The organism is Globicatella sanguinis NBRC 15551 (assembly GCF_001552295.1).
Lineage (GTDB): Bacteria > Bacillota > Bacilli > Lactobacillales > Aerococcaceae > Globicatella > Globicatella sanguinis.
On the sequence record NZ_BCQX01000023.1, the window covers coordinates 1 to 21,087 of the forward strand.

Below are 21,087 nucleotides of genomic sequence, written 5' to 3' on the forward strand. Positions count from 1 at the left end.
GGTCCACTCCCAACTGTGCGGGGGTAAGCCGACGAAGCGAAAATCATTTGATTTTCTACTTCTGGTCTATTCCCAACTGTGCGGGGGTAGTCCAACGAAGCGAAAATCATTCGCTTTTCTACTTCTGGTCTACTCCCGCTCAGTGATGCCTAGTAAGCACACCATAACTTAAATTTTTAAATTTTAGCTTTATAATCATTCAATATTTTGATAATTATTCCTTTCAATCGTTTATTGAAGGGAATTTTTTTACTAATTACCGATAAATTGTAAAAAAACAGTAGAGATTTACGCATTTAATGTAATATTAAGCAAAAATTTGTTACAATAGATAATAAGAAATTTGATGAGAGGTGTATGAATGATGTCATTAACACAACGAATTAATGAAGATATAAAAGTAGCAATGAAAGCGAAAGATAAAGAAACACTAAAAGTTATTCGCATGTTGAAGGCTGCCTTGCAAAAGGAACAAATTGAACAAACAGAGCCTTTGAGTGAAGAACAAGAAATCACCATTATTGCTAGAGAAATGAAACAGCGTAAAGATTCATTAGCTGAATTTGAAAAAGCAGGTCGTCAAGATTTAGTGGCGCCTTTATTGGACGAAATCAAAATCGTTGAACAATACTTACCAGCACAATTATCAGAAGATGAAATCAAAGAAGCAATAACCAAAATTATTGCAGCAGTAGGAGCTAAAGATAAATCAGCTTTCGGTGCAGTAATGGGGAAAGCAATGGCTGAATTAAAAGGGCAAGCAGATGGACAAGTTGTTAATCGTATCGTAAAAGAATTATTATCATAAGAAAAAGAGGCGAAAATTTGAATAATCCAAGTACATTTTCTAAACAAGTAATTGTCACTAATGGTGATTGGATGATTGCTCTAATTGGGAATCAAGATCAAAATATTCAATTACTAGAAGAAAGTTATCCCGTTTCGATTGCTGTTCGAGGAGAAGTCATTACCATTAAAGGGGAAGATGAAGCCGACGTGAATGAAGTTAGCGACATTTTCTTTATGTTGATTCATTTATTAGAGCGTAATATTACACCACGTACAATGGATGTTGTTACGGCAATCAAAATGGCCAAAAACAATACACTAGAATTCTTCGTTAATCTTTATGAGGAAGTGATTGGTCGTGCTGCCGACGGTAAAGCGATTCGCGTGAAAAACTTCGGACAATTACAATATGTTAAAAAAATTAATTCACATGATATTACCTTTGGAGTAGGGCCTGCTGGGACCGGTAAAACATTTTTAGCCGTTGTTTTGGCTGTTCAGGCTTTACGTGAGGGGAAAGTAAAGAAAATTATTTTAACACGGCCAGCAGTTGAAGCAGGCGAAAGTTTAGGTTTTTTACCTGGAGATTTAAAAGAAAAGGTGGATCCTTATTTACGACCTGTTTATGATGCTTTATACACGATTATGGGCACCGAACAAACGGTACGTTTAATGGAGCGAGGCATTATTGAAATTGCGCCGTTAGCTTACATGAGAGGTCGTACATTAGACGATGCTTTTGTCATATTAGATGAGGCTCAAAATACGACGATTGCTCAAATGAAAATGTTCCTAACACGTTTAGGATTCGGGTCAAAAATGATTATTAATGGGGATAAGACACAAATAGACTTACCTCGCGGTGTTAAATCAGGTTTAGTGGATGCGATTGAAAAACTAAAGAGCATACCACGTATTTCATTTGTAACATTTGATGCCTTTGATGTAGTACGTCATCCAGTAGTAGCTGATATTATCCGTGCTTATGGAACCAAAGCAACACCATCACCAGCGACGACGAATGAGCATGATGCGACTTCCGTATCACAGGAGACAGAAACAGAGACAAAAACAGAGACTTCTAAAACTGAAATGGAACGTTTAAATCAACCAGAATAATGATAAAGGAAAGATAGACGCGTTTTATTAGTTAGGAGAATTGATAAGCCGTTTTTATCTTTCTTTTATAACCTATTTGCTAAATAATGATTGAATTGGGGTGACATTTTGAATAAAAAATTATATCATTTACAACAAAGATTAGGTAAATGGTATCGACCTATTTTAATTGCACTTTTAACTGTATTACTTTTTTTATTTGGTTTTGCCAGTGTCAAACCAAGACAATATAATATTCAACCTAATCAAGTTGCTGATGTAACCATTCGCGCACCGTATACTACAATCGATGAACAGAAAACCAATGAGAATAAACAACGTGCCTATGATGCGGTGGCCGATGTTTATACCTATAGCCCATCTATTCGTGAAAATCAATTGACATTAATTGAACAATATTTTAGTTCTATTCGTCAATTAAGAAAAGAAAATTATTCGACTCAACAAATTAAGCAATTATTTAATGAATTAGATGATTTAAATGAATTGGCCAATGAGATTGGGACGGAACAAAGAACCGAAACTCAGGAAGTACCATTTGCTCAATTAAATGATGCAGAAAAAACAATCGTTTTAGTGAATCAATTACAAAAAGGTGACCAATCAATTAAAGATTTCGTAGCGGACCTTGATAATGAGATGCAATTAGCGATTGCTAAAATGAATGATGAAGAAATAATTGGTCTTCAAACTTATATTACCAATACTATTTCAGAAACGTTAATGAAAGAAATTTCGGCTGAGAAAGTCAATACCGTTATCGAGAGTATCTTTAGTCAAATTAATGCGGATATAAATCGCAATAAAAATCGAGAAATCCTTAAATCTTTAGTGGTTCAGTTAATGGTACCTACAGTGGTTTTTGACGAACCGGCGACGGAGTTAGCCAGAGAAAATGCAGTCAATCAAGTACAGTCAACCTATATATTACAAGGTCAAGTTATCATTCAAGAAGGTTTTGTGGTTGACTCTGAAATGATTCGTTTATTAAATATTTATGGAATTTTAAATAATCAAACCAAGGTTTATAGCATCTATGCTTTTGCTGCAGTGTTATTAATTCACGCCATTTTTCTTTATATGGTATTTAATAAATGGGATAACAAACAAAGTAAAACCGTTAATGATGGTAATATGCGTTTAACAGCTTATTCATTGGCTTTTCTCTTTGCTTTTATCTTTCTAACATTTTTGCAAGTCTTACAACAAAATGGGATGTCTGAAGCAATGTTGTTGTTTCCAGCTGGTTTGTTACCATTATTAATTTTACCTAAAACCGATCGACGGACGATTGCATTAGCTATTATTTTCTTTAACTTAATTAGTTTATTCGTTTTAAATAGTCAAACTGACTTAATTGGGGTTTTAATTCCAGCAGTCTTTTATTTCTTTACGATGCTCGTTATTTGGTTAAGAATCGAACAGGATCCTACGATGCATCAAATGACCTTAAAGTCGTCCATTTTATGGAATATGGTCATTACCATTCCGATTTTATTAGCAATGAATTATGAAATTTTCAATTATGAAACGTTAACTACCACTTTTGCAATGGTATCAAGTGCAGTTATCATGCATACGATATATATTTTAATAAAACCTTATTGGGAACAATTACTCGATGATCAAGCAGCCTTAACACTAAATGAATTAGCTAATCTTAATCATCCATTATTAAAACTTTTAATTGAAGAAGCACCAGGTACTTATCACCATAGTATTTTAGTAGCTAATTTAAGTGCTAACGCTGTGGATGCGATTGGTGGCGACTCACTGTTTACGAGAGTGGCAAGTTACTATCATGATGTAGGGAAAGTGAAATATCCAATGTTTTTTGTGGAGAATTTAAGACAAGGGATGGTCTCACCACATCAGATGATGACAGCGGCAGAAAGTGCTAAAATTATTATTAGTCATGTTACCGAAGGAGCAAAAATACTAGAAGATAATAATATGCCTAAAGGAATAGTCGATGTCTGTTTACAACATCATGGTACCACCCAAGCAGGCTATTTTTACCATCAGGCTAAACAAGAAAAAACGGATATTAATATTGAAGATTTTAGCTATCCAGGTCCAAAACCACAGTCAAAAGAGATTGCAGTGATTATGATTGCAGACTCTGTTGAAGCAGCTTCTCGAACTTTAAAAGAACATTCAGTTGAAGCCATTACCGCTTTAATTACTAAAATCATCGATGGGAAGATTGAAGCGAATCAATTTGAAGATTCAGGATTAACGGTCCAAGAGTTAAAAATTGTTAAACAGTCGCTCATTAATGGTGTGGCGGGAATGTTTCATACGCGCGTAGAATATCCAGAATAGAAGGAGCGGACAAGATGATTATTGATTTAATCGATGATGAACAGTATTTAGAAGCGTCACAAACAAAAATAATTGAAGATGTCATCGAATTAACAGCCAAAAAATTAGGGCTTTCAGAACAAAGTGAAGTAGACATTTCAATTGTTAATAATGAAACAATCCACCAATTAAACAAACAATACCGTGGCATTGATCGCCCGACAGATGTTTTAAGCTTTGCTTTAACAGAAGGCGATGACGATTTTGACTTTACGATGGAAGCAGATGACGATTTTGCTGCTATCCCAGAACATCTAGGTGATATTATTATCTCATATCAGAAAATCGTTGAACAAGCAGCCGATTATGGTCATTCTTTTGAACGTGAATTAGCTTTTTTAACGGTACATGGCTTTCTTCATTTAAATGGATATGACCATCAAACCGAAGAAGAAGAACGAGAAATGTTCGGCATTCAAAATGAGGTTTTAGAAGAATATGGGCTTACAAGATAAACCTACTAAATACTGGGCGAATCAAAATCGAATTTCGGCTTTTCAAGCAGCTAAAGCTGGACTCATTACCTTATGGAAGGAAGAATTCAACTTTAGAATTCATTTATTGATGACATTGGCTGTAGTAGTGGCTGGTTTTATTTTTCAAATTACGACCACCGAATGGTTAATTATCATCTTACTGATTGGTCATGTAATAGCGTTGGAAATGATTAATTCAGCCATTGAGACGGTGGTCGATTTAGTTGTTGGCACCAAGTGGGATCAACACGCCAAAAGAAGTAAAGATATTGCGGCTGCTGCCGTCATGATGATGGCGTTGATTGCAGTTGTCGTAGGAATCATTATTTTTGTACCATACTTAGTAAAATTATTTTAGAGAGAGGTCATTATGACAAATAAAGAATTTAAATCAGGCTTTGTTGCGATTATCGGACGACCAAATGTAGGAAAGTCTACCTTATTAAATAGGGTCATCGGACAAAAAATTGCGATAATGTCAGACAAAGCACAAACAACCCGTAATCGAATTCAAGGTGTGTACACTGATGAAGAGGCACAAATTGTATTCATTGATACACCGGGGATTCATAAACCTAAACATGCACTAGGAGATTTTATGGTTAATACCGCTTATAGTGCTTTGAAAGGAGTCGACGCTGTACTATTTGTCGTCAGTGCGATTCAAAGTATTGGACCAGGTGATCGATTAATCATCGAGAAATTAAAAAATCTTTCAGTACCGGTGTATCTTTTAATTAATAAAATTGATCTTGTCCATCCAGATAGTTTATTTGAAACGATTGAATCTTATACAAGTGAATTAGAATTTAGTGAAGTCTTTCCAATCAGTGCCTTGGAAGGGAACAATGTTCCAGAAATGATGAATACTTTGAAATCTACCTTACCAGTTGGTCCACAGTATTATCCTGCTGATCAAATTATGGATCATCCGGAATATTTTGTGGTAGCTGAATTCATTCGGGAGAAAATTTTACTTTTAACGAAAGAAGAAATTCCGCATTCAGTGGCGGTTCAAGTTCAAAGTATGCAACGGAATGAAAATGATAAAGTGGAAGTACAAGCGACCATTATCGTTGAAAGAAAGAGTCAAAAGGGAATCATTATTGGTGCTCAAGGCTCGATGATTAAAAAGATTGGTCAAATGGCTCGGCGTGACATTGAACGTTTATTAGATGATAAAGTTTATCTAGATTTATGGGTCAAAGTGCAAAAGGATTGGCGTAATAAACAGACCTATATCAATGAATTGGGCTACAAGAAAACCGATTATTAATCAATAGTTTGAAAAATGAAATGGAAGTGACGGCATGCAAGAAACATTCGAAGGCATTGTTTTATTCCGTAGGCAATATCGCGAAGAAGACACGATTGTAAAATTACTGACCAAAGAATTTGGAAAGCGGATGTTTTTTATTCGTAGAGGACAGCAATCCAATCATGCTATGCGGGCTCAGTTGATTCCATTTTCTAAAAATCAATATGTGGGTGCTATTAACCCGTCAGGTTTTTCATTTGTCAAAGAAGCCTCAACATTAGCCTTTCCTCGGAAAGTATTAGAGGATTTAACCTTGCAGTCTTATGCAAGTTATTTTGTGCAATTAATCGATGCGGTTTTTGAAGATTTTGACCCACAACCTCATTTGTATCATTTATTAAATGAAACATTATTAAAGTTAAATGAAGGTTTTAATCATGACATCTTAATGGTTTATTTTGAGATTTATTTATTACCTTATTTTGGGACTCAATTAAATTGGCAGCATTGTCAGGTATGTGGGAGTCGGCAAGAACCTTTTGATTTTAGTATCAATTTAGGTGGCTTGATTTGTCGACAACATTTTAATGATGATCCTTATCGCTTGCATATTAGCCCTAAGGCGATGCATGTCGCTTTTTTATTAGCCAATACCCCCTTAAATAAAATTAATTCCATCAATGTTAGTTTTGAAACAATTACTGAATTAAAAAGACTGACAAAAGAACTTTATCAAGAATTTGTTGGAATTAGACTTAAAAGTAAACAGTTTATTGACGAAATGGACCAATTGGACCAAAAATATCAAAGTATTCTATCAAAAAGAGGCTCAAAAAGAACGACAAGCCTTCAATCGCAAGTTGACAATAGCTCGGATAATAGGTAAAATCTAGTTATTAAAAGCAAGAAAAAAGAAGATAGTATAGCGACTCTAGAATAGTGAAAGCTAGGGCAAATCGAAGGCATGCTTTTGGTTATTTTATATAAAATTAAAAGTGCTAGTCCTTACTAGAATTAGGGTGGAACCGCGAAAATACTTTCGTCCCTATGAGTAGTCTTATTTGGCTATTCATAGGGATTTTTTAATATTATTGAGGAGTGATAGTATGGAAAAGAAAACAACCATGCAAGAGATTATTATGACCTTACAACAATTTTGGTCAAAACAAGGCTGTATGATTTTAAATAGTTATGATAATGAAAAAGGTGCCGGCACGATGAGCCCTTATACTTTTCTGAGAGCGATTGGGCCTGAACCTTGGAATGCGGCTTATGTAGAGCCTTCTAGAAGACCAGCAGATGGGCGTTATGGTGAAAACCCCAACCGTCTATTTCAACATCATCAATTTCAAGTGATTATGAAACCCTCTCCTTTAAATATTCAAGAACTCTATTTAGAAAGTTTAGAAGCGATTGGAATTGATCCATTAGAACATGATATTCGTTTTGTTGAAGATAACTGGGAAAATCCTTCTTTAGGTTGCGCCGGATTAGGCTGGGAAGTCTGGATTGATGGGATGGAAATTACCCAATTTACCTATTTCCAACAAGTAGGCGGGTTAAAATGTAATCCAGTAACTTCTGAGTTAACTTACGGTTTAGAACGATTAGCCATGTATATTTTAGATGTCGAAAATGTTTATGATTTAGAATGGGTAGCTGGTGTTAAATATGGTGAAATTTTCAAGCAACCTGAACGTGAGCATTCGACTTATGCTTTTGAATTAAGTGATAGTGAAATGTTATTCCAACAATTTGATGCCTACGAAGAAGAAGCAACGCGCTTAATTGAAGCTGAATTAGTTCATCCAGCCTATGATTATATTTTAAAATGTAGCCATAGTTTCAACTTATTAGATGCACGTGGCATGATTTCTGTTTCTGATCGTGCGGGTTATTTAGCAAGAATCCGTAAAATGGCTCGTTCTGTGGCACAAGCGTTTGTTAATGAACGAGAAAAATTAGGTTATCCTTTATTAAAACAAGTATCTAAGGAGATGAAATAATGAGTAATCAATATTTATTAGAAATTGGTTTAGAAGAAGTGCCTGCACGCTTTTTACTGTCATTAAGTGATCAATTAAAAACACGCGTAGCCGATTATTTAACTGAGCAACGTATTGAATTTAGTACGATTAAGACTTATGCCACACCGAGACGTTTAGCTGTTACTGTGGATGGCTTAGCAGATGCCCAAGCGGATATTACCGAAGTGGCTAAAGGGCCCGCGATGAAAATAGCTAAAGATGAAAATGGTGAATGGACCAAAGCGGCTTTAGGTTTTTTAAGAGGACAACAAGCCTCACCAGAAGATAGCTTTGTTGAAGAGATTAAAGGTGTTGAATACTTACATGTTAATAAATTTATCAAAGGCCAAAAGACCATTGATATCTTAAAAAATATGCCCCAAGTCATTAAAGCAATGACCTTTCCAGTGACGATGCATTGGAATGCAATTGAAACACCTTTTATTCGTCCCATTCATTGGTTTGTTTCTTTATTAAATGAAACAGTGGTACCATTTGAATTTGTTGGAGTACAAGCTGATCGTTTGACACGTGGTCACCGCTTCTTAGGTCATGAAGTGTCAATTAAGAGTCCAGCCACTTATGTTGAACAATTAAAAGCAGAATTTGTATTAGCCGATTTTGCAGAACGCCAGGCCATCATTAAAAGCCAAATTGAATCATTGGCTAATGAAAAGAATTGGATTGTGCCAATTGATGAAGATTTACTAGAGGAAGTGACTTCCATAGTGGAATGGCCAACTGTTTTTTATGGTGAGTTTGAAGAAGAGTATTTAAAAGTACCTGAACAAGTATTAATAACTGCGATGAAGGATCACCAACGTTATTTTTATGCTTTAAACCAAGCGAATCAACTTTTACCGATATTTATTTCTGTACGTAATGGTAATAGCGACCATCTAGAAAATGTGATTAAAGGTAATAAAAAAGTCTTACGTGCTCGTTTAGAGGATGCCTTATTCTTCTATGAAGAAGATTTAAAACAAGATTTAGCATTTTATTTAAATAAGTTAACGTCTGTTAATGAACATTTTAAATTAGGTAGTCTTGCGGATAAACAACAACGAGTAGCGGCTTTTATTCCTTTAATTGCTAAGTCAGTACAAGTCGACAAAGCAACAACAAATACGGCTATTGAAGCAGCCAAAATTTATAAGTATGACTTGATGACCCAAACCGTTGGCGAGTTTGATGAGCTCCAAGGAGAAATTGGTTATGTGTATGCACCGCATTATGGTATCGATGAACAAGTTGCCATCGCGATTCGTGAACAATATTTACCAAAATCAAGTGGAGGTCAATTACCAACGACAACCGCCAGCAAATTATTAACATTAGCTGATAAATTAGATACTTTAATTCATTACTTTAGTGTCGATTTAATTCCAACCGGTTCAAACGACCCTTATGCATTAAGACGTCAAGCGATGGGAGTAGTAGAAATATTATTATCAACCGACTGGCAAATCGATTTATTAGCGATATTAGAAAATCATTCAGTTGTTAAAGGTAATAATGAATTACTAAAACATCTGATTGATTTCTTTAATGCTAGAATGTCAGTTGCTTTAGAACGAGAACAAATAGACTTTGATATTATTCAAGCTGTGGTAGCTTCTAAAGGCTTAAATTTTAAATTAATGGTTGAAACGGCTAAAGCATTGCAAGCTAAAAAAGACAATGAGCCAGAGAACTATCGCGCTATTGTTGAAGCCATCAGCCGAGTTGTTAATTTAGGTAGCAAAACAGAAAATACTCATCTTGATTTAGCTTTAGCTCAAACAGAATCAGAAAAAACTTTGATTGGCTTAGCCCAATCACTAGGACTAGGGAATGTATTAGATACTTTACAACACTTAGTCGCACCGATTGACCATTATTTTGAAGAGAACATGGTCAATGATCAAGATGAAAAAATCAAAGCCAATCGTTATGCGACAATGACAACTTTAACTCAATATGTTTTAGATTATTTAGATCCACGTTTATTAATTAGTAAATTTTAAAAATAGAACTTGTTAAAAGAAAGGGAGTGATAATATGTCTACGTTTTTAGATAGAGCAGTTGTGAATGTCAAAGCTGGTAAAGGTGGCGATGGCATGGTTGCTTTTAGAAGGGAAAAGTATGTACCAGATGGAGGACCGGCTGGCGGTGACGGTGGTCGTGGTGGTGACGTTGTTTTTCGAGTAGATGAAGGACTCCATACTTTAATGGATTTCCGTTATAATCGTCATTTTAAAGCAGCCAATGGTGAAAATGGCATGAGTAAAAGTAAATATGGAGCGGGTGCAGAAGATTTGATTGTCAAAGTACCACCCGGAACGATTGTACGCGATGTGGAAACAGAGCAATTAATTGCTGATCTAGTTGACCATGGACAAGAAGTTATTGTCGCCAAAGGCGGACGAGGGGGACGCGGAAATATTCGCTTTGCCACTCATAAAAATCCGGCCCCTTCAATTGCCGAAAATGGTGAACCGGGTGAAGAACGGGCATTATCTTTGGAATTAAAGGTGATTGCGGATGCGGGATTAGTAGGCTATCCAAGTGTTGGTAAATCGACTTTATTATCCGTTGTAAGTAATGCCAAACCGAAGATTGCAGACTATCAATTTACGACTTTAACACCGAATTTAGGCGTCGTTAATTTAGGCATTGGTAAAGAATTTGTCTTAGCGGATATGCCTGGTTTAATTGAAGGAGCTTCAGCAGGTGTCGGCTTAGGAATAAATTTTTTACGTCATATTGAACGGACCAAAGTATTAATTCATGTGATTGATATGGCTGGCGTACATGGTCGTGACCCTTATCAAGATTTCTTAGACATTATGCACGAATTAAAAGCATATAATGCTAAGTTATTAGAACGACCAATGGTGATTGTAGCTAATAAAATGGATGAAGTAGTGGCTCAAGAAAACATTAAACTCTTTAAAGAAAAAATTGCTAGCTATTATCAAGAACAACAACAAGATTTACCAACTATCTTTGAAGTTAGTACTTGGCAAACAACTGGCATTAAACCTTTATTAAATAAAGTATATGAATTAATTCAAACAACGACCTTCATACCACTCGATGAAGAAGTGATCGAAGCGGTTCATTATCAATTAGAAGAAGATGTACCATTCATGATTGAACAACTTGGTGAGGGATATTGGCGCTTATACGGGGAAAAAATAGAAAAACTGTATGCGATGACCAATATGGCTCATGATGAAAGTATTGCGCGCTTCGCTCGCCAACTACGTACCATGGGAGTAGACGAAGCTTTACGCCAACACGGTGCCCAAAATGGTGATATTGTCGATTTAGCTGGTTATCAATTCGAGTTTATGGATTAATGGTGAGCAATATGCAAATAGGTAAGTCGAATCAAAATCGAATAGAAGTGTTAGATGGACTTAAAGGTCTCTCTTTAGTTATTATCATTGCCTATTACTATCTGCAGCATTTGGTTCCCGGTGGCTTTGTTGCCGTTAATTTATTTTTCCTAATAGGTGGTTTCTTAAATTTTCGTCTTTTTAAAAAGCGAATCATTTTAGAACAACCAATGGAATATCGCAACTTTTTAAGACGACGGTTTGATAAATTGTTCTTCCCTATGTTATTTATGATGATTTTTATGACCGTTTTCATTATGTTCATGTCACCCCAAAACTATATGAACTTACGAAATATGGGATTGAGCAGTCTTTTATTTGTTAATAATTTTTATCAAATCATAACAGGGAGCTCATTTTTTGCTCAAGCAGCTAACCAAAGTGTTTTTGCTCATTTATGGTATAGTTCAATGTACGCACAACTCATATTATTAACACCGCTTTTAATTGAATCTTGCTATAAATGGCATAAAAGCACCTCAACTGCGATCAATATGCTTTCAATTGTTAGTTTAATTTCAATGGTGCTAATGTGGTATTTACAAACTACGGGTCATGAACATTCCAGTATATTTTTTAATACCTTAGCCCGATTATTTGCTTATACATTAGGTGGAGTGCTCAGCTTAGCGATGCCATATAATTTAAAACCGAAAGCAATCAATTCACAAACGAAAGGGCTGTTAAATGGTTTAGGTATTGCTATTTTATGGCTGATGTGGATGATGATACGTTATATGTATGGTACGCAACCTTTTGCTTTTCGTTTTGGTATAACGCTCTTTACACTCTTATCTTTAATTGTTATTTTTATTACCTTATATCCAGATACTTGGTTAAATAAATTTTTTAATTTTAAACCATTTGTTTATTTAGGTAAAAAAAGTTATACCTATTATTTATGGTTTTATCCAATTGTGTTAGTGATGCCAGAATTATTAAAAAAGGTTAATCGAAGTTATGCGGTTCATATATTTGTTGGCTGTCTTTTGTTGGTTGTTTTTGCTGAATTTGCTTATTATCTCATTGAAAGTCGTAAAATAGTCTTACCATTTGGACAAGATTCTAATATACGAAAAACAAGATTCCAATTTAAATTTTTAAAAAATAACCCGGGTAAATTTAAACAAGTAAAATTTTTCAGTGGTTTTTATGGAATAATACTCTTTATCGGACTATTCGGCATATTATTAGCACCGCAAACAAGAGCAGGAGTCGTGCAAGAATTAGCTGAAACATTCAAACACAATGAAGCGATTGTTGATCAAACACTTAATTCAAATGAACGACCTAAAATTGTTATCAACAATATTGAAGGCTTAGAACAAGAAGTGAAGTTATATGCTAATGCCATCGAAGTCACATTTGTAGGCGATTCGATCTTTTTAGCATCAGCACAACAGATAATTGATGTTTTTCCTAAAGCAGTGATAGATGCCAATGAAGGACGTCAATTATATAACAGTGTTAGTGATATCGAAGCCTTAAAAGCCAAAAATAAACTAACACCAACGGTAATCACATTACTAGGGACGAATGGCGCTTTTACCAAAGGCCAACTCGACGATTATATAGAGGCTATTGGTGAAAATCGAATGATATATTTCGTTTTAATCAGTCCTAATCGTGCTTGGACACAGCAAGTCAACAATGAATTATTTAAAGCAGCTCAACGTTATGGAAATGTGAGATTAATCGATTGGGCGAGTGTTGCTAATACTCATTCGGATTGGTTACTTGATGAATTTCATCCCAATGAAAAGGGAAGTTTAGAGTTAGCAAAATTAATGGCAAATGAACTGTATCGTCAGCAATAAAATTTGTCATATTAACGATTAGTTAGGAGTTTTAGATGAAGATACAATTTTTAGGTACGGGTTCAGGTGTACCAGCCAAAGCTCGTAATGTTAGTTCATTAGTATTAAAATTATTAGACGAAATCAATGAAATATGGTTATTTGATTGTGGGGAAGCCACTCAACATCAAATATTAAAAACTAGTATTAAACCAAGAAAAATAACCAATATTTTTATTACTCATATGCATGGTGATCATATTTTTGGTCTTCCGGGTTTTTTAAGTAGTCGTTCCTTTCAAGGGGGAGGCAATGATCCCTTAACGATATATGGTCCGCAAGGTATTCGCCAATTCGTTCAAAATGCTTTGCGTTTTTCTAAATCCAAATTGTCTTATCCAATTAAATTCGTGGAATTAAACAATGAAGGCGGACAATTAAAGTTTGCTAATGGTTGGAAAATCGATTATTTACCTTTAAATCATGGTGTGATTAGTTTTGGATTTCGAATAGTTGAACCGGATTCACAAGGAGAATTACTCATCGATCGTTTAGCGCCCTATAATATTCCTAATGGACCTATTTTTGGGCAATTAAAACGAGGCGAAACTGTAACTCTTGCCGATGGAACCATTTTAAATGGGAATGATTTTCTTGGCGAAGAAAAGAAAGGGCGAATTGTGACCATTTTAGGTGATACGCGTCCATGTGCTAATTTAGTGACTTTGGCAAAAGGTGCGGATGTCTTAATTCATGAAGCAACATATGTCGATCAAGAAAAGGATTTAGCTTATGCTCATTTTCACTCAACGAATATACAAGCAGCAAAAGTCGCAAAAGAGGCACAAGTAAAGAAACTGTTAATGAATCATATTAGTGCTCGTTATCTAGGGGCTGATGCTAAGAAATTAGAAAAGCAGGCTAAAACTGTTTTTCCTCAAGCGCAAATTGTCTATGATTTTACTGAGGTTGAAGTGGGCAATCATAAGGAGATGCCAGATGAACAATAAAGTGATGGTCATAACGGGTGCTTCCAGCGGGATTGGTAAAGCGGTCGCGATAAAAGCAGCAAAACAAGGTGCGCATTTAGTTTTAATAGCGCGTAATGTATCAGCTTTAGAAAATTTAGCTCATCAGTTATATCACCAATATCATACGGATAGCTTGGTTGTAAAATGCGATGTCAGTGATAAAATCCAATTAGAATATGCTTATCAAAAAATAAAAAGTAAATATCAAAGGGTAGATTACTTAATAAATTGTGCAGGTTATGGTACATTTAAACTAGCGAATGAATTTAGTTATGAAGAAGTTAACGAGATGTTTAAAGTGAATACTTTTGGTATGATATATTTGACTACTTTAATATCTCAATTAATGGTACAACAACAAAGCGGCCACATTTTCTTTGTGAGTTCGATGGCAGGCAAAATGGCCACATCCAATTCCAGTGTCTATTCTAGCACTAAATTTGCGGTTATTGGCTATGCGAATGCCTTGCGGTTAGAACTTAAACAAGCCAATGTTTTTGTCACAACTGTTAATCCAGGACCGGTAGCGACACCATTTTTTAGTTATGATAAAAATTTAAGAGATTATTACGAAAAGGTCAAAAGATTTACAATCACACCAGAATTAGTAGCGGATAAAATTATTAAAGTTGCGACCCAAAAGCCGTATACACGCGAAATTAATTTACCTTTATCGATGTCTTTAGTAGCCAATTTATATCAGATATTTCCTTATGTAGGAGATTACTTAGCCCTTAATATCTTTAATTTGAAATAGGAGTGAAAATTATGAAAAAACAATGGAAACTTATTGTCTCGATCATTATCTTAATTTTAGTGGTGATTTTTGCTTTACAAAATACAAGTACTGTTCCAATTGACTTGTTTTTTGCTAAATTTACTGTTCCACTTGTATTAGTTATCTTATTAAGTTTATTAGTGGGAGTCATTGTCGGTTTAATTACTTCAATTTCAGCTATTTCAGGACAGAAAAAATCTAAAAATGCTACAGTAAAAGAATTAAATACTTTAAAAGAAACAAATTTAAGAGAATTAGCAGCAAAAGACAAAGAAATTTCTCATTTACGTAGTCAAATTAATGATTTAAAAGTAAAAAATAATAATACTTTACAAGTAGAGGACACTAAGTTTTCTGAATAATGGAGAGTTAAAATGAGTTTAATTGAAAATCATTGGCAAATACCGGTAACAGACGGGAAAATTGATGAACAATTAGATACAATGAAGACAGCGGGATTAGATTTTTCTCCCGCTTTTCTTCGTTTATGTATCAATCGTGGGCTGGATTCAGTGGATAAGATATTAGAAGCGACAAATCCAGAACCACAACTTTATCATGATCCGTTTTTATTTTATCAAATGGAGCGTGCGATTGAACGATTACATCAAGCAATTGCAGCAGGCGAATTAATTTTAATTTATGGTGATTATGATGCAGACGGTATCACAAGTACGTTAATTTTAATAGAAGCATTAGAAGAATTAGGGGCAAATTTTACCTATTATTTACCCAATCGTTTAATCGATGGCTATGGTCCAAATATCGAGCGGTATCAACATTTTATTGAAGAAGGCGTACGTGTCATTTTAACTTGTGATAATGGAGTGGCAGGTTTTGAAGCGATTGAATATGCACAGAGTCAAGGGGTCGATGTGATTGTTTCGGATCACCATGAACTACAAGAAACGTTACCCTCTGCTTATGCCATTATTCATCCACGTCATCCCGAAGGTCACTATCCTTTTGGTGAATTAAGTGGTGCAGGTGTAGCATTAAAATTGGCGCATGCTCTATTAGGAGAGTTGCCGATTAATAGTATGGAATTAGCGGCAATTGGGACAGTCGCTGACTTGGTTTCTCTAACGGATGAGAATCGAACGATTGTTAAGAGTGGCTTAAAACTAATGAGTGAGACCTTGCGGATTGGTCTTGAAAAAATGTTAGTGGAAGAATCAGTTGATTTAAGAAAAATTAATGCTGATACGATTGGATTTGTAGTGGGACCCAGACTCAATGCGGTGGGACGTTTAGGCGATCCAACTCCTGCACTAGAGTTACTAAAAACAATCGATGATATTGAAGCTGATCACTTACTTCAAAAAGTGAACGAACAAAATAAAAAAAGACAAGCGATTGTTAATGATATCACCCAACAAGTCATGGAACAAATCGAACACTATGCTACTTTACCACCGATTATTATCGCGGCTGCGCCTAATTGGCCAGCAGGCGTTTTAGGAATTGTTGCGAGTAAGATTACTGAACGCTATCATCGTCCAACAATCATTTTTGAATATCAACAAGCTGAACAACGTTTTCGTGGAAGTGGTCGGTCAATTGAAGGGATTAATTTATTTGACTGTTTAACTGAAAATAAAACTTATTTAGCTCAATTCGGAGGACATAGCCAAGCAGCAGGCTTAACTGTTTTAGAAAATGAATGGGAAAATTTTAAAACAGCCATGCTGTCTACAATGGCCAATTATCAAGCTGTTTTCGAACAACCTAAAACTTTAAAAGTTGATATGGCACTCCCTTTAACAATAGCGACGGAGGAGTTTGTTAAAGAATGTCAATTATTAGCGCCTTTTGGTATGGATAATCCTAAACCAGTATTTGCTTTTAATGATGTGGAACTACAGCAAAAAAGAGTCATAGGTAATCAACACCAACATATTAAATTTTCGATTTATAAAGATAATACTAGTATTGAAGGGATAGGTTTTTCCAAAGCGAATTTATTTAGTCCAATTAACTTAGATGAAACTTTCTCATTAATCGGTTATATAGATATAAATGAATGGCAAGGGAATCGCCAAGTACAAATCCAAGTACTGGATGTTAAAGTCAAAGGGATTATGATTCGTGATTTTCGTTCTAGTAAATTTAATGATGCATTATTAAAAAATCGCAACACGGTATTTTTTTACCAGCAACCTAATTTAAAAGAATGGTTAGCAGATCGAGTTCATCCATCCAATACAATGATTAGTTATGATGAATGGCTCAATAATCAAGCATTAAATTTAGATTTATCACATATTGCATTAATAGAAAATCCAAATAATATGGAACAATTCAATCAATTGATGCTGAATTCTAAAATCAAATTAGTCGATCTAGGTGTTTATTTAACAGAATCGAAATGGCTAGCTGGATTACCATCAAGAGCAGAATTTGCAGCTGTTTATCGTTGGATTTTAGGTCAAAAAAATGGTTTTGACTTATTAAAAGCGATACAAGTTTTAAGTCAACAAATGAATTTACCTGTTACCAAATTAAAATGTATTTTTAAAGTGTTTTTTGAAGTTAAGTTTGTTATAATGAAGGATGGACTGACAGTACCGTTACCCGTAGAGCAAAATGTCAAAGTTGATTTAGTAGAATCAAATGCGTACCAACAGTATGAGCAGTCATTTAAAACTGAAGAATTGTTGAACTATCAAACAATCGAACAGATAAAACAATATATTAATGAATTGAGGAAAAATTAATGGATTTAAAAGAGTATATTGCGCGTGTAGATAATTATCCTACAGAAGGTATTATTTTTAGAGATATTACACCGTTAATGGCAGATGGTAAGGCCTTTGCTTATGCAACCCAACAAATCGTTAACTATGCAAGAGAATTAGAAGTGGATGTCGTGGTTGGACCAGAAGCAAGAGGGTTTATTGTAGGCTGTCCAGTGGCATACGCACTTGAAATTGGCTTTGTTCCGATTCGTAAAAAGGGTAAATTACCTCGTAAAGTGATTGAAGTAGACTACTCTTTAGAATATGGGAAAAATGTATTGACAATTCATGAAGACTCGATTAAACCTGGTCAACGTGTATTAATTACTGATGACTTATTAGCTACAGGTGGGACTATTAAAGCAACCATTGATTTAGTTGAAAAACTAGGCGGTATTGTAGCCGGCTGTGCATTCTTAATTGAATTAGATGAATTAAATGGTAAAGAAAACATTAAAGGATATGACTATATTACATTAATGAACTTTTAATCATTATGAGACTGAAAACTTAACACTATTCTTATATCAGATACAATGTCTCATTAAGAATAGGAAAGGGTTTCAGTCTCTTTTTAATTCTTAATTTTTTTTGATATTTTCTTTTATACAATGAATTCAAGTAGTTTTTATAGAAAAATTTTGTTATAATGTAACGAGCTAGAAGCCTTGTTGGCATAGTAGATGAATGGAGGGTTACAATGGCTTTTTTTGGCAAACAACGTCTTGGCATTGATTTAGGAACAGCAAATACGTTAATCTATATTGAAAATAAAGGAATAGCCTTACGTGAGCCTTCTATTGTTGCAATTAAGAAAGATACAAAAGAAGCAGTAGCATTTGGTAAAGAAGCTGAACAATTAGTCGGACGGACCTCGGATAATTATGAAATCATTCGTCCAATGAAGGATGGCGTCATTGCTAATTTTTCTTTAACTAAGCAAATGTTGGCCCATTTCATAAAAAAAGCGATACACCGCTCATTTAATGGACCAGATGTTGTTATTTGTGTTCCAAGTAACATTACTAAAGTAGAACGTCGCGCAGTGATTGATGCGATAAAAGATATTGGAATACGAAAAGCTTTGATAGTGGATGAACCCTTCGCTGCGGCTTTAGGTGCCAATTTATCTATCTATGAGCCACGTGGTAAAATGGTAGTAGATATTGGTGGAGGCACGACGGATATTGCCGTTATTTCTTATGGCGAGATTGTTAAAGGTAACGCCATTGTTTATGGTGGTCATAAAATGAACGAGGCTATTTTAGATTATGTGCGTGATCGTTATCAATTAGTTATTGGCATGCAGACCGCTGAAGAAATAAAATTAACCATTGGTAATGCGAATTTTACCAAAGATGATGAAAAAGATCAACGAGTGATTAAAGGACGCAATATAGCGACCGGTCTACCTGAAGAAAAAATTGTACGCGCGAATGTCATTGCCGAAGCAATCGATGAGGTGATTAACCCTATTATTACTGCAATTAAACAAGTTTTAGAAGAAACGCCACCTGAATTAGCGGTGGATGTATTGGAATCGGGTATTGTGATAACCGGTGGTGGTTCACTTTTACGTCGTTTACCTGAAAGGATTCAAAGAGAGATTGGTATTCCGGTTCATTTAGTACAAGTACCATTGGATACAGTAGTCGTAGGTGCGGGAAGACTTCTCAAAGAAATGGAAAATCAAGCACGATTAGCTGAACGTGATAGACGTTAAACTTGAAAAGAGTAGAGAAAGAGGATCGTAGATGAATAATAAAAAATTAATCGGAATATTATTAAGTACGATTATGATGGTGTCATTAATTGCATATACAATGACCAAAGGAACAAATAATATTTTCACGAGTGCGATAAATGATACGGCATCTTGGACGGGTCGAGTCTTTTCTGAACCGGTCAATGTCGTTGTCAAATTCGTCAATTCTGTTGATAAAGTAATCAATACTTTTGAAGAAAATCAACGATTAAAGTCTAAAATTGATCAAGTATATGAATTACAAGTACGAGTGGCAGACTTAGAGGCTGAAAATGAAGCAATGCGTAAAGAATTAAAACTAAACGAAAGTTTAGGAGGATTTACGGTTCAAAATGCTACAGTAATTGCTCGTAACCCTGATCAATGGATGGAAACTTTAACGATTGATGTTGGTTCAAGCCAAGGTATTAAAGAAAATATGGCCGTTATGGCAGGTAATGGATTAGTTGGACGGATTATTGAAGTCAACGCTAATAGTTCCAAAGTCTTATTATTAACCTCTGAAAAATCAAATGCTGGTATGGTATCAGCTAATATTCAATCTAAGAGCGGCTCTGCTAATGGAATTGTTTCATCTTATGATCGTAAAACGAAGCGTTATATTATGACTCAAGTAAATCCTGAAGCTGAGGTGAAAGAAGGAGATATGGTTATTACATCGGGATTGGGCGGTATCATTCCGAGAACGCTATTAATAGGTGAAGTGGCCAATGTGCGTATGGATGATTATGGTTTATTCCAGACGGTTGAAATTGTACCGGCTGGTGAAATGACCGATATTCGATTTGTCACCGTCATTATGCGTGAAGGGCAGAGTGATGTAAGTGAAAATTAATCGTGATCGCAGAATAAAGTGGTTTTTACCTTTTTTCTTATTTTTTAGTATCATTATTGATTCAGCTTTACCTGCAATCTTTCCGGTTGCTTTTTTAGGAAATGACCAGACCATAGTTTCGCATATGGCGTTATATATTTTAACACTCTTTGCTTTTTACTTTCGTGATGAATCGATTCTGATTAATGCTTTAATTTTTGGCTTTTTAACAGATAGTTATAATACAACCATTTTGGGTATTTATGCCTCAATTTACTTTATTGTGACTTATCTAATCCTAAAGACTAAAAAGTATTTTCCTAAAAATACTATTTTACATATGATGTTATTTATTGTTGCGATAACTATTACAGAATTTATCGTTTTCGTTTTTTATCGAGAAGTAGGCTATACTATTATCACATTAACTGAATTTTTAGCGACTCAACTTTGGCCTACCTTAATTTTTAATATTGTATTATCATTTTTAATGTATTTTCCTTCTAAAGCCTTACTATCTTGGCTAGGATACGAAAACTACATAATTATTTAATTAATTATTGGACTAAAACCATTTAGTGATTGCGTAAAGATTGATTAGTATGGTAAGCAAGAGATTGACCTATAATGAGATTTTTAAAATATCTGCCTTTACACTAAATCGGTAAGGCTTGGACGGCTGGGCAAAAAATTTTTAAATTATGTTTTGGTATATCTATTTAATTCAAAGCGCAGTGGTTCAGTGGTC

General features: G+C 34.9%; 19 protein-coding genes. All 19 read left to right on the top strand.

Annotated features, from left to right (window positions below; translation table 11 throughout):
• Nucleotides 1-364 precede the first annotated feature (364 nt).
• On the top strand, nucleotides 365-808 hold the full coding sequence (locus GSA01S_RS03205) for a GatB/YqeY domain-containing protein (RefSeq protein ID WP_066124823.1): 444 nt from the start codon (nucleotides 365-367) through the stop codon (nucleotides 806-808).
• Between the two features lie 71 nt (nucleotides 809-879).
• Nucleotides 880-1,908, top strand: a complete 1,029-nt coding sequence (locus GSA01S_RS03210) for a PhoH family protein (protein ID WP_083513174.1) — start codon at nucleotides 880-882, stop codon at nucleotides 1,906-1,908.
• A gap of 108 nt (nucleotides 1,909-2,016) precedes the next feature.
• Nucleotides 2,017-4,233: an HD family phosphohydrolase gene (locus GSA01S_RS03215; RefSeq protein WP_066124825.1), complete on the top strand. Its 2,217-nt coding sequence runs from the start codon at nucleotides 2,017-2,019 to the stop codon at nucleotides 4,231-4,233.
• Nucleotides 4,234-4,247: 14 nt separating this feature from the next.
• Nucleotides 4,248-4,727 carry an rRNA maturation RNase YbeY gene (gene ybeY, locus GSA01S_RS03220; protein ID WP_066124827.1) on the top strand — a complete coding sequence of 160 codons (480 nt, stop codon included), beginning with the start codon at nucleotides 4,248-4,250 and terminating at the stop codon, nucleotides 4,725-4,727.
• Nucleotides 4,711-5,106 carry a diacylglycerol kinase gene (locus GSA01S_RS03225; protein ID WP_066124829.1) on the top strand — a complete coding sequence of 132 codons (396 nt, stop codon included), beginning with the start codon at nucleotides 4,711-4,713 and terminating at the stop codon, nucleotides 5,104-5,106. Before ybeY ends, GSA01S_RS03225 begins: the two co-directional genes overlap by 17 nt.
• A gap of 12 nt (nucleotides 5,107-5,118) precedes the next feature.
• Nucleotides 5,119-6,024, top strand: coding sequence for a GTPase Era (gene era, locus GSA01S_RS03230; RefSeq protein ID WP_066124830.1), 906 nt, complete (start codon nucleotides 5,119-5,121; stop codon nucleotides 6,022-6,024).
• Nucleotides 6,025-6,058: 34 nt separating this feature from the next.
• Nucleotides 6,059-6,892, top strand: a complete 834-nt coding sequence (gene recO / locus GSA01S_RS03235; protein ID WP_066124832.1) for a DNA repair protein RecO — start codon at nucleotides 6,059-6,061, stop codon at nucleotides 6,890-6,892.
• A 220-nt stretch (nucleotides 6,893-7,112) separates the two neighbouring features.
• Entirely contained in the window at nucleotides 7,113-8,012 is a 900-nt protein-coding gene (gene glyQ / locus GSA01S_RS03240; RefSeq protein ID WP_066124835.1) for a glycine--tRNA ligase subunit alpha, read from the top strand.
• Nucleotides 8,012-10,039, top strand: a complete 2,028-nt coding sequence (glyS, locus tag GSA01S_RS03245; RefSeq protein WP_066124837.1) for a glycine--tRNA ligase subunit beta — start codon at nucleotides 8,012-8,014, stop codon at nucleotides 10,037-10,039. The genes glyQ and glyS overlap by 1 nt, the downstream gene beginning before the upstream one ends.
• A gap of 34 nt (nucleotides 10,040-10,073) precedes the next feature.
• Complete coding sequence (obgE, locus tag GSA01S_RS03250; RefSeq protein ID WP_066124839.1) at nucleotides 10,074-11,378, top strand: GTPase ObgE; 1,305 nt, start codon at nucleotides 10,074-10,076, stop codon at nucleotides 11,376-11,378.
• Between the two features lie 11 nt (nucleotides 11,379-11,389).
• Nucleotides 11,390-13,234, top strand: coding sequence for an acyltransferase family protein (locus GSA01S_RS10955; RefSeq protein WP_066124841.1), 1,845 nt, complete (start codon nucleotides 11,390-11,392; stop codon nucleotides 13,232-13,234).
• A 35-nt stretch (nucleotides 13,235-13,269) separates the two neighbouring features.
• Nucleotides 13,270-14,223 carry a ribonuclease Z gene (rnz, locus tag GSA01S_RS03260; RefSeq protein ID WP_066124843.1) on the top strand — a complete coding sequence of 318 codons (954 nt, stop codon included), beginning with the start codon at nucleotides 13,270-13,272 and terminating at the stop codon, nucleotides 14,221-14,223.
• Complete coding sequence (locus GSA01S_RS03265) at nucleotides 14,213-15,001, top strand: SDR family NAD(P)-dependent oxidoreductase (RefSeq protein WP_066124844.1); 789 nt, start codon at nucleotides 14,213-14,215, stop codon at nucleotides 14,999-15,001. The genes rnz and GSA01S_RS03265 overlap by 11 nt, the downstream gene beginning before the upstream one ends.
• Before the next feature lie 11 nt (nucleotides 15,002-15,012).
• On the top strand, nucleotides 15,013-15,384 hold the full coding sequence (locus GSA01S_RS03270) for a lipopolysaccharide assembly protein LapA domain-containing protein (RefSeq protein ID WP_066124845.1): 372 nt from the start codon (nucleotides 15,013-15,015) through the stop codon (nucleotides 15,382-15,384).
• A 12-nt stretch (nucleotides 15,385-15,396) separates the two neighbouring features.
• Nucleotides 15,397-17,739: a single-stranded-DNA-specific exonuclease RecJ gene (gene recJ, locus GSA01S_RS03275; protein ID WP_066124847.1), complete on the top strand. Its 2,343-nt coding sequence runs from the start codon at nucleotides 15,397-15,399 to the stop codon at nucleotides 17,737-17,739.
• Nucleotides 17,739-18,251 (top strand): adenine phosphoribosyltransferase, encoded by a 513-nt coding sequence (locus GSA01S_RS03280; RefSeq protein ID WP_066124849.1) that lies wholly within the window; start codon nucleotides 17,739-17,741, stop codon nucleotides 18,249-18,251. The genes recJ and GSA01S_RS03280 overlap by 1 nt, the downstream gene beginning before the upstream one ends.
• A gap of 209 nt (nucleotides 18,252-18,460) precedes the next feature.
• The gene (locus GSA01S_RS03285; protein WP_066124851.1) at nucleotides 18,461-19,483 is read left to right on the top strand and encodes a rod shape-determining protein; all 1,023 of its coding nucleotides are present in this window, start codon (nucleotides 18,461-18,463) and stop codon (nucleotides 19,481-19,483) included.
• Between the two features lie 31 nt (nucleotides 19,484-19,514).
• Nucleotides 19,515-20,360 carry a rod shape-determining protein MreC gene (gene mreC, locus GSA01S_RS03290; protein WP_066124853.1) on the top strand — a complete coding sequence of 282 codons (846 nt, stop codon included), beginning with the start codon at nucleotides 19,515-19,517 and terminating at the stop codon, nucleotides 20,358-20,360.
• A complete protein-coding gene (mreD, locus tag GSA01S_RS03295) occupies nucleotides 20,350-20,892 on the top strand; it encodes a rod shape-determining protein MreD (RefSeq protein WP_066124855.1) in 543 nt (180 codons plus the stop codon). Before mreC ends, mreD begins: the two co-directional genes overlap by 11 nt.
• Nucleotides 20,893-21,087: the final 195 nt, after the last annotated feature.

Coding starts and splice junctions, on each gene's coding strand:
- GSA01S_RS03265 (WP_066124844.1), top strand. CDS start 14,213: ATGAACAATAAAGTGATGGTCATAACGGGTGCTTCCAGCGGGATTGGT.
- GSA01S_RS03285 (WP_066124851.1), top strand. CDS start 18,461: ATGGCTTTTTTTGGCAAACAACGTCTTGGCATTGATTTAGGAACAGCA.
- recJ (WP_066124847.1), top strand. CDS start 15,397: ATGAGTTTAATTGAAAATCATTGGCAAATACCGGTAACAGACGGGAAA.
- GSA01S_RS03205 (WP_066124823.1), top strand. CDS start 365: ATGTCATTAACACAACGAATTAATGAAGATATAAAAGTAGCAATGAAA.
- GSA01S_RS03270 (WP_066124845.1), top strand. CDS start 15,013: ATGAAAAAACAATGGAAACTTATTGTCTCGATCATTATCTTAATTTTA.
- obgE (WP_066124839.1), top strand. CDS start 10,074: ATGTCTACGTTTTTAGATAGAGCAGTTGTGAATGTCAAAGCTGGTAAA.
- GSA01S_RS03210 (WP_083513174.1), top strand. CDS start 880: ATGATTGCTCTAATTGGGAATCAAGATCAAAATATTCAATTACTAGAA.
- ybeY (WP_066124827.1), top strand. CDS start 4,248: ATGATTATTGATTTAATCGATGATGAACAGTATTTAGAAGCGTCACAA.
- GSA01S_RS03280 (WP_066124849.1), top strand. CDS start 17,739: ATGGATTTAAAAGAGTATATTGCGCGTGTAGATAATTATCCTACAGAA.
- glyS (WP_066124837.1), top strand. CDS start 8,012: ATGAGTAATCAATATTTATTAGAAATTGGTTTAGAAGAAGTGCCTGCA.
- mreC (WP_066124853.1), top strand. CDS start 19,515: ATGAATAATAAAAAATTAATCGGAATATTATTAAGTACGATTATGATG.
- recO (WP_066124832.1), top strand. CDS start 6,059: ATGCAAGAAACATTCGAAGGCATTGTTTTATTCCGTAGGCAATATCGC.
- rnz (WP_066124843.1), top strand. CDS start 13,270: ATGAAGATACAATTTTTAGGTACGGGTTCAGGTGTACCAGCCAAAGCT.
- glyQ (WP_066124835.1), top strand. CDS start 7,113: ATGGAAAAGAAAACAACCATGCAAGAGATTATTATGACCTTACAACAA.
- GSA01S_RS03225 (WP_066124829.1), top strand. CDS start 4,711: ATGGGCTTACAAGATAAACCTACTAAATACTGGGCGAATCAAAATCGA.
- era (WP_066124830.1), top strand. CDS start 5,119: ATGACAAATAAAGAATTTAAATCAGGCTTTGTTGCGATTATCGGACGA.
- GSA01S_RS10955 (WP_066124841.1), top strand. CDS start 11,390: ATGCAAATAGGTAAGTCGAATCAAAATCGAATAGAAGTGTTAGATGGA.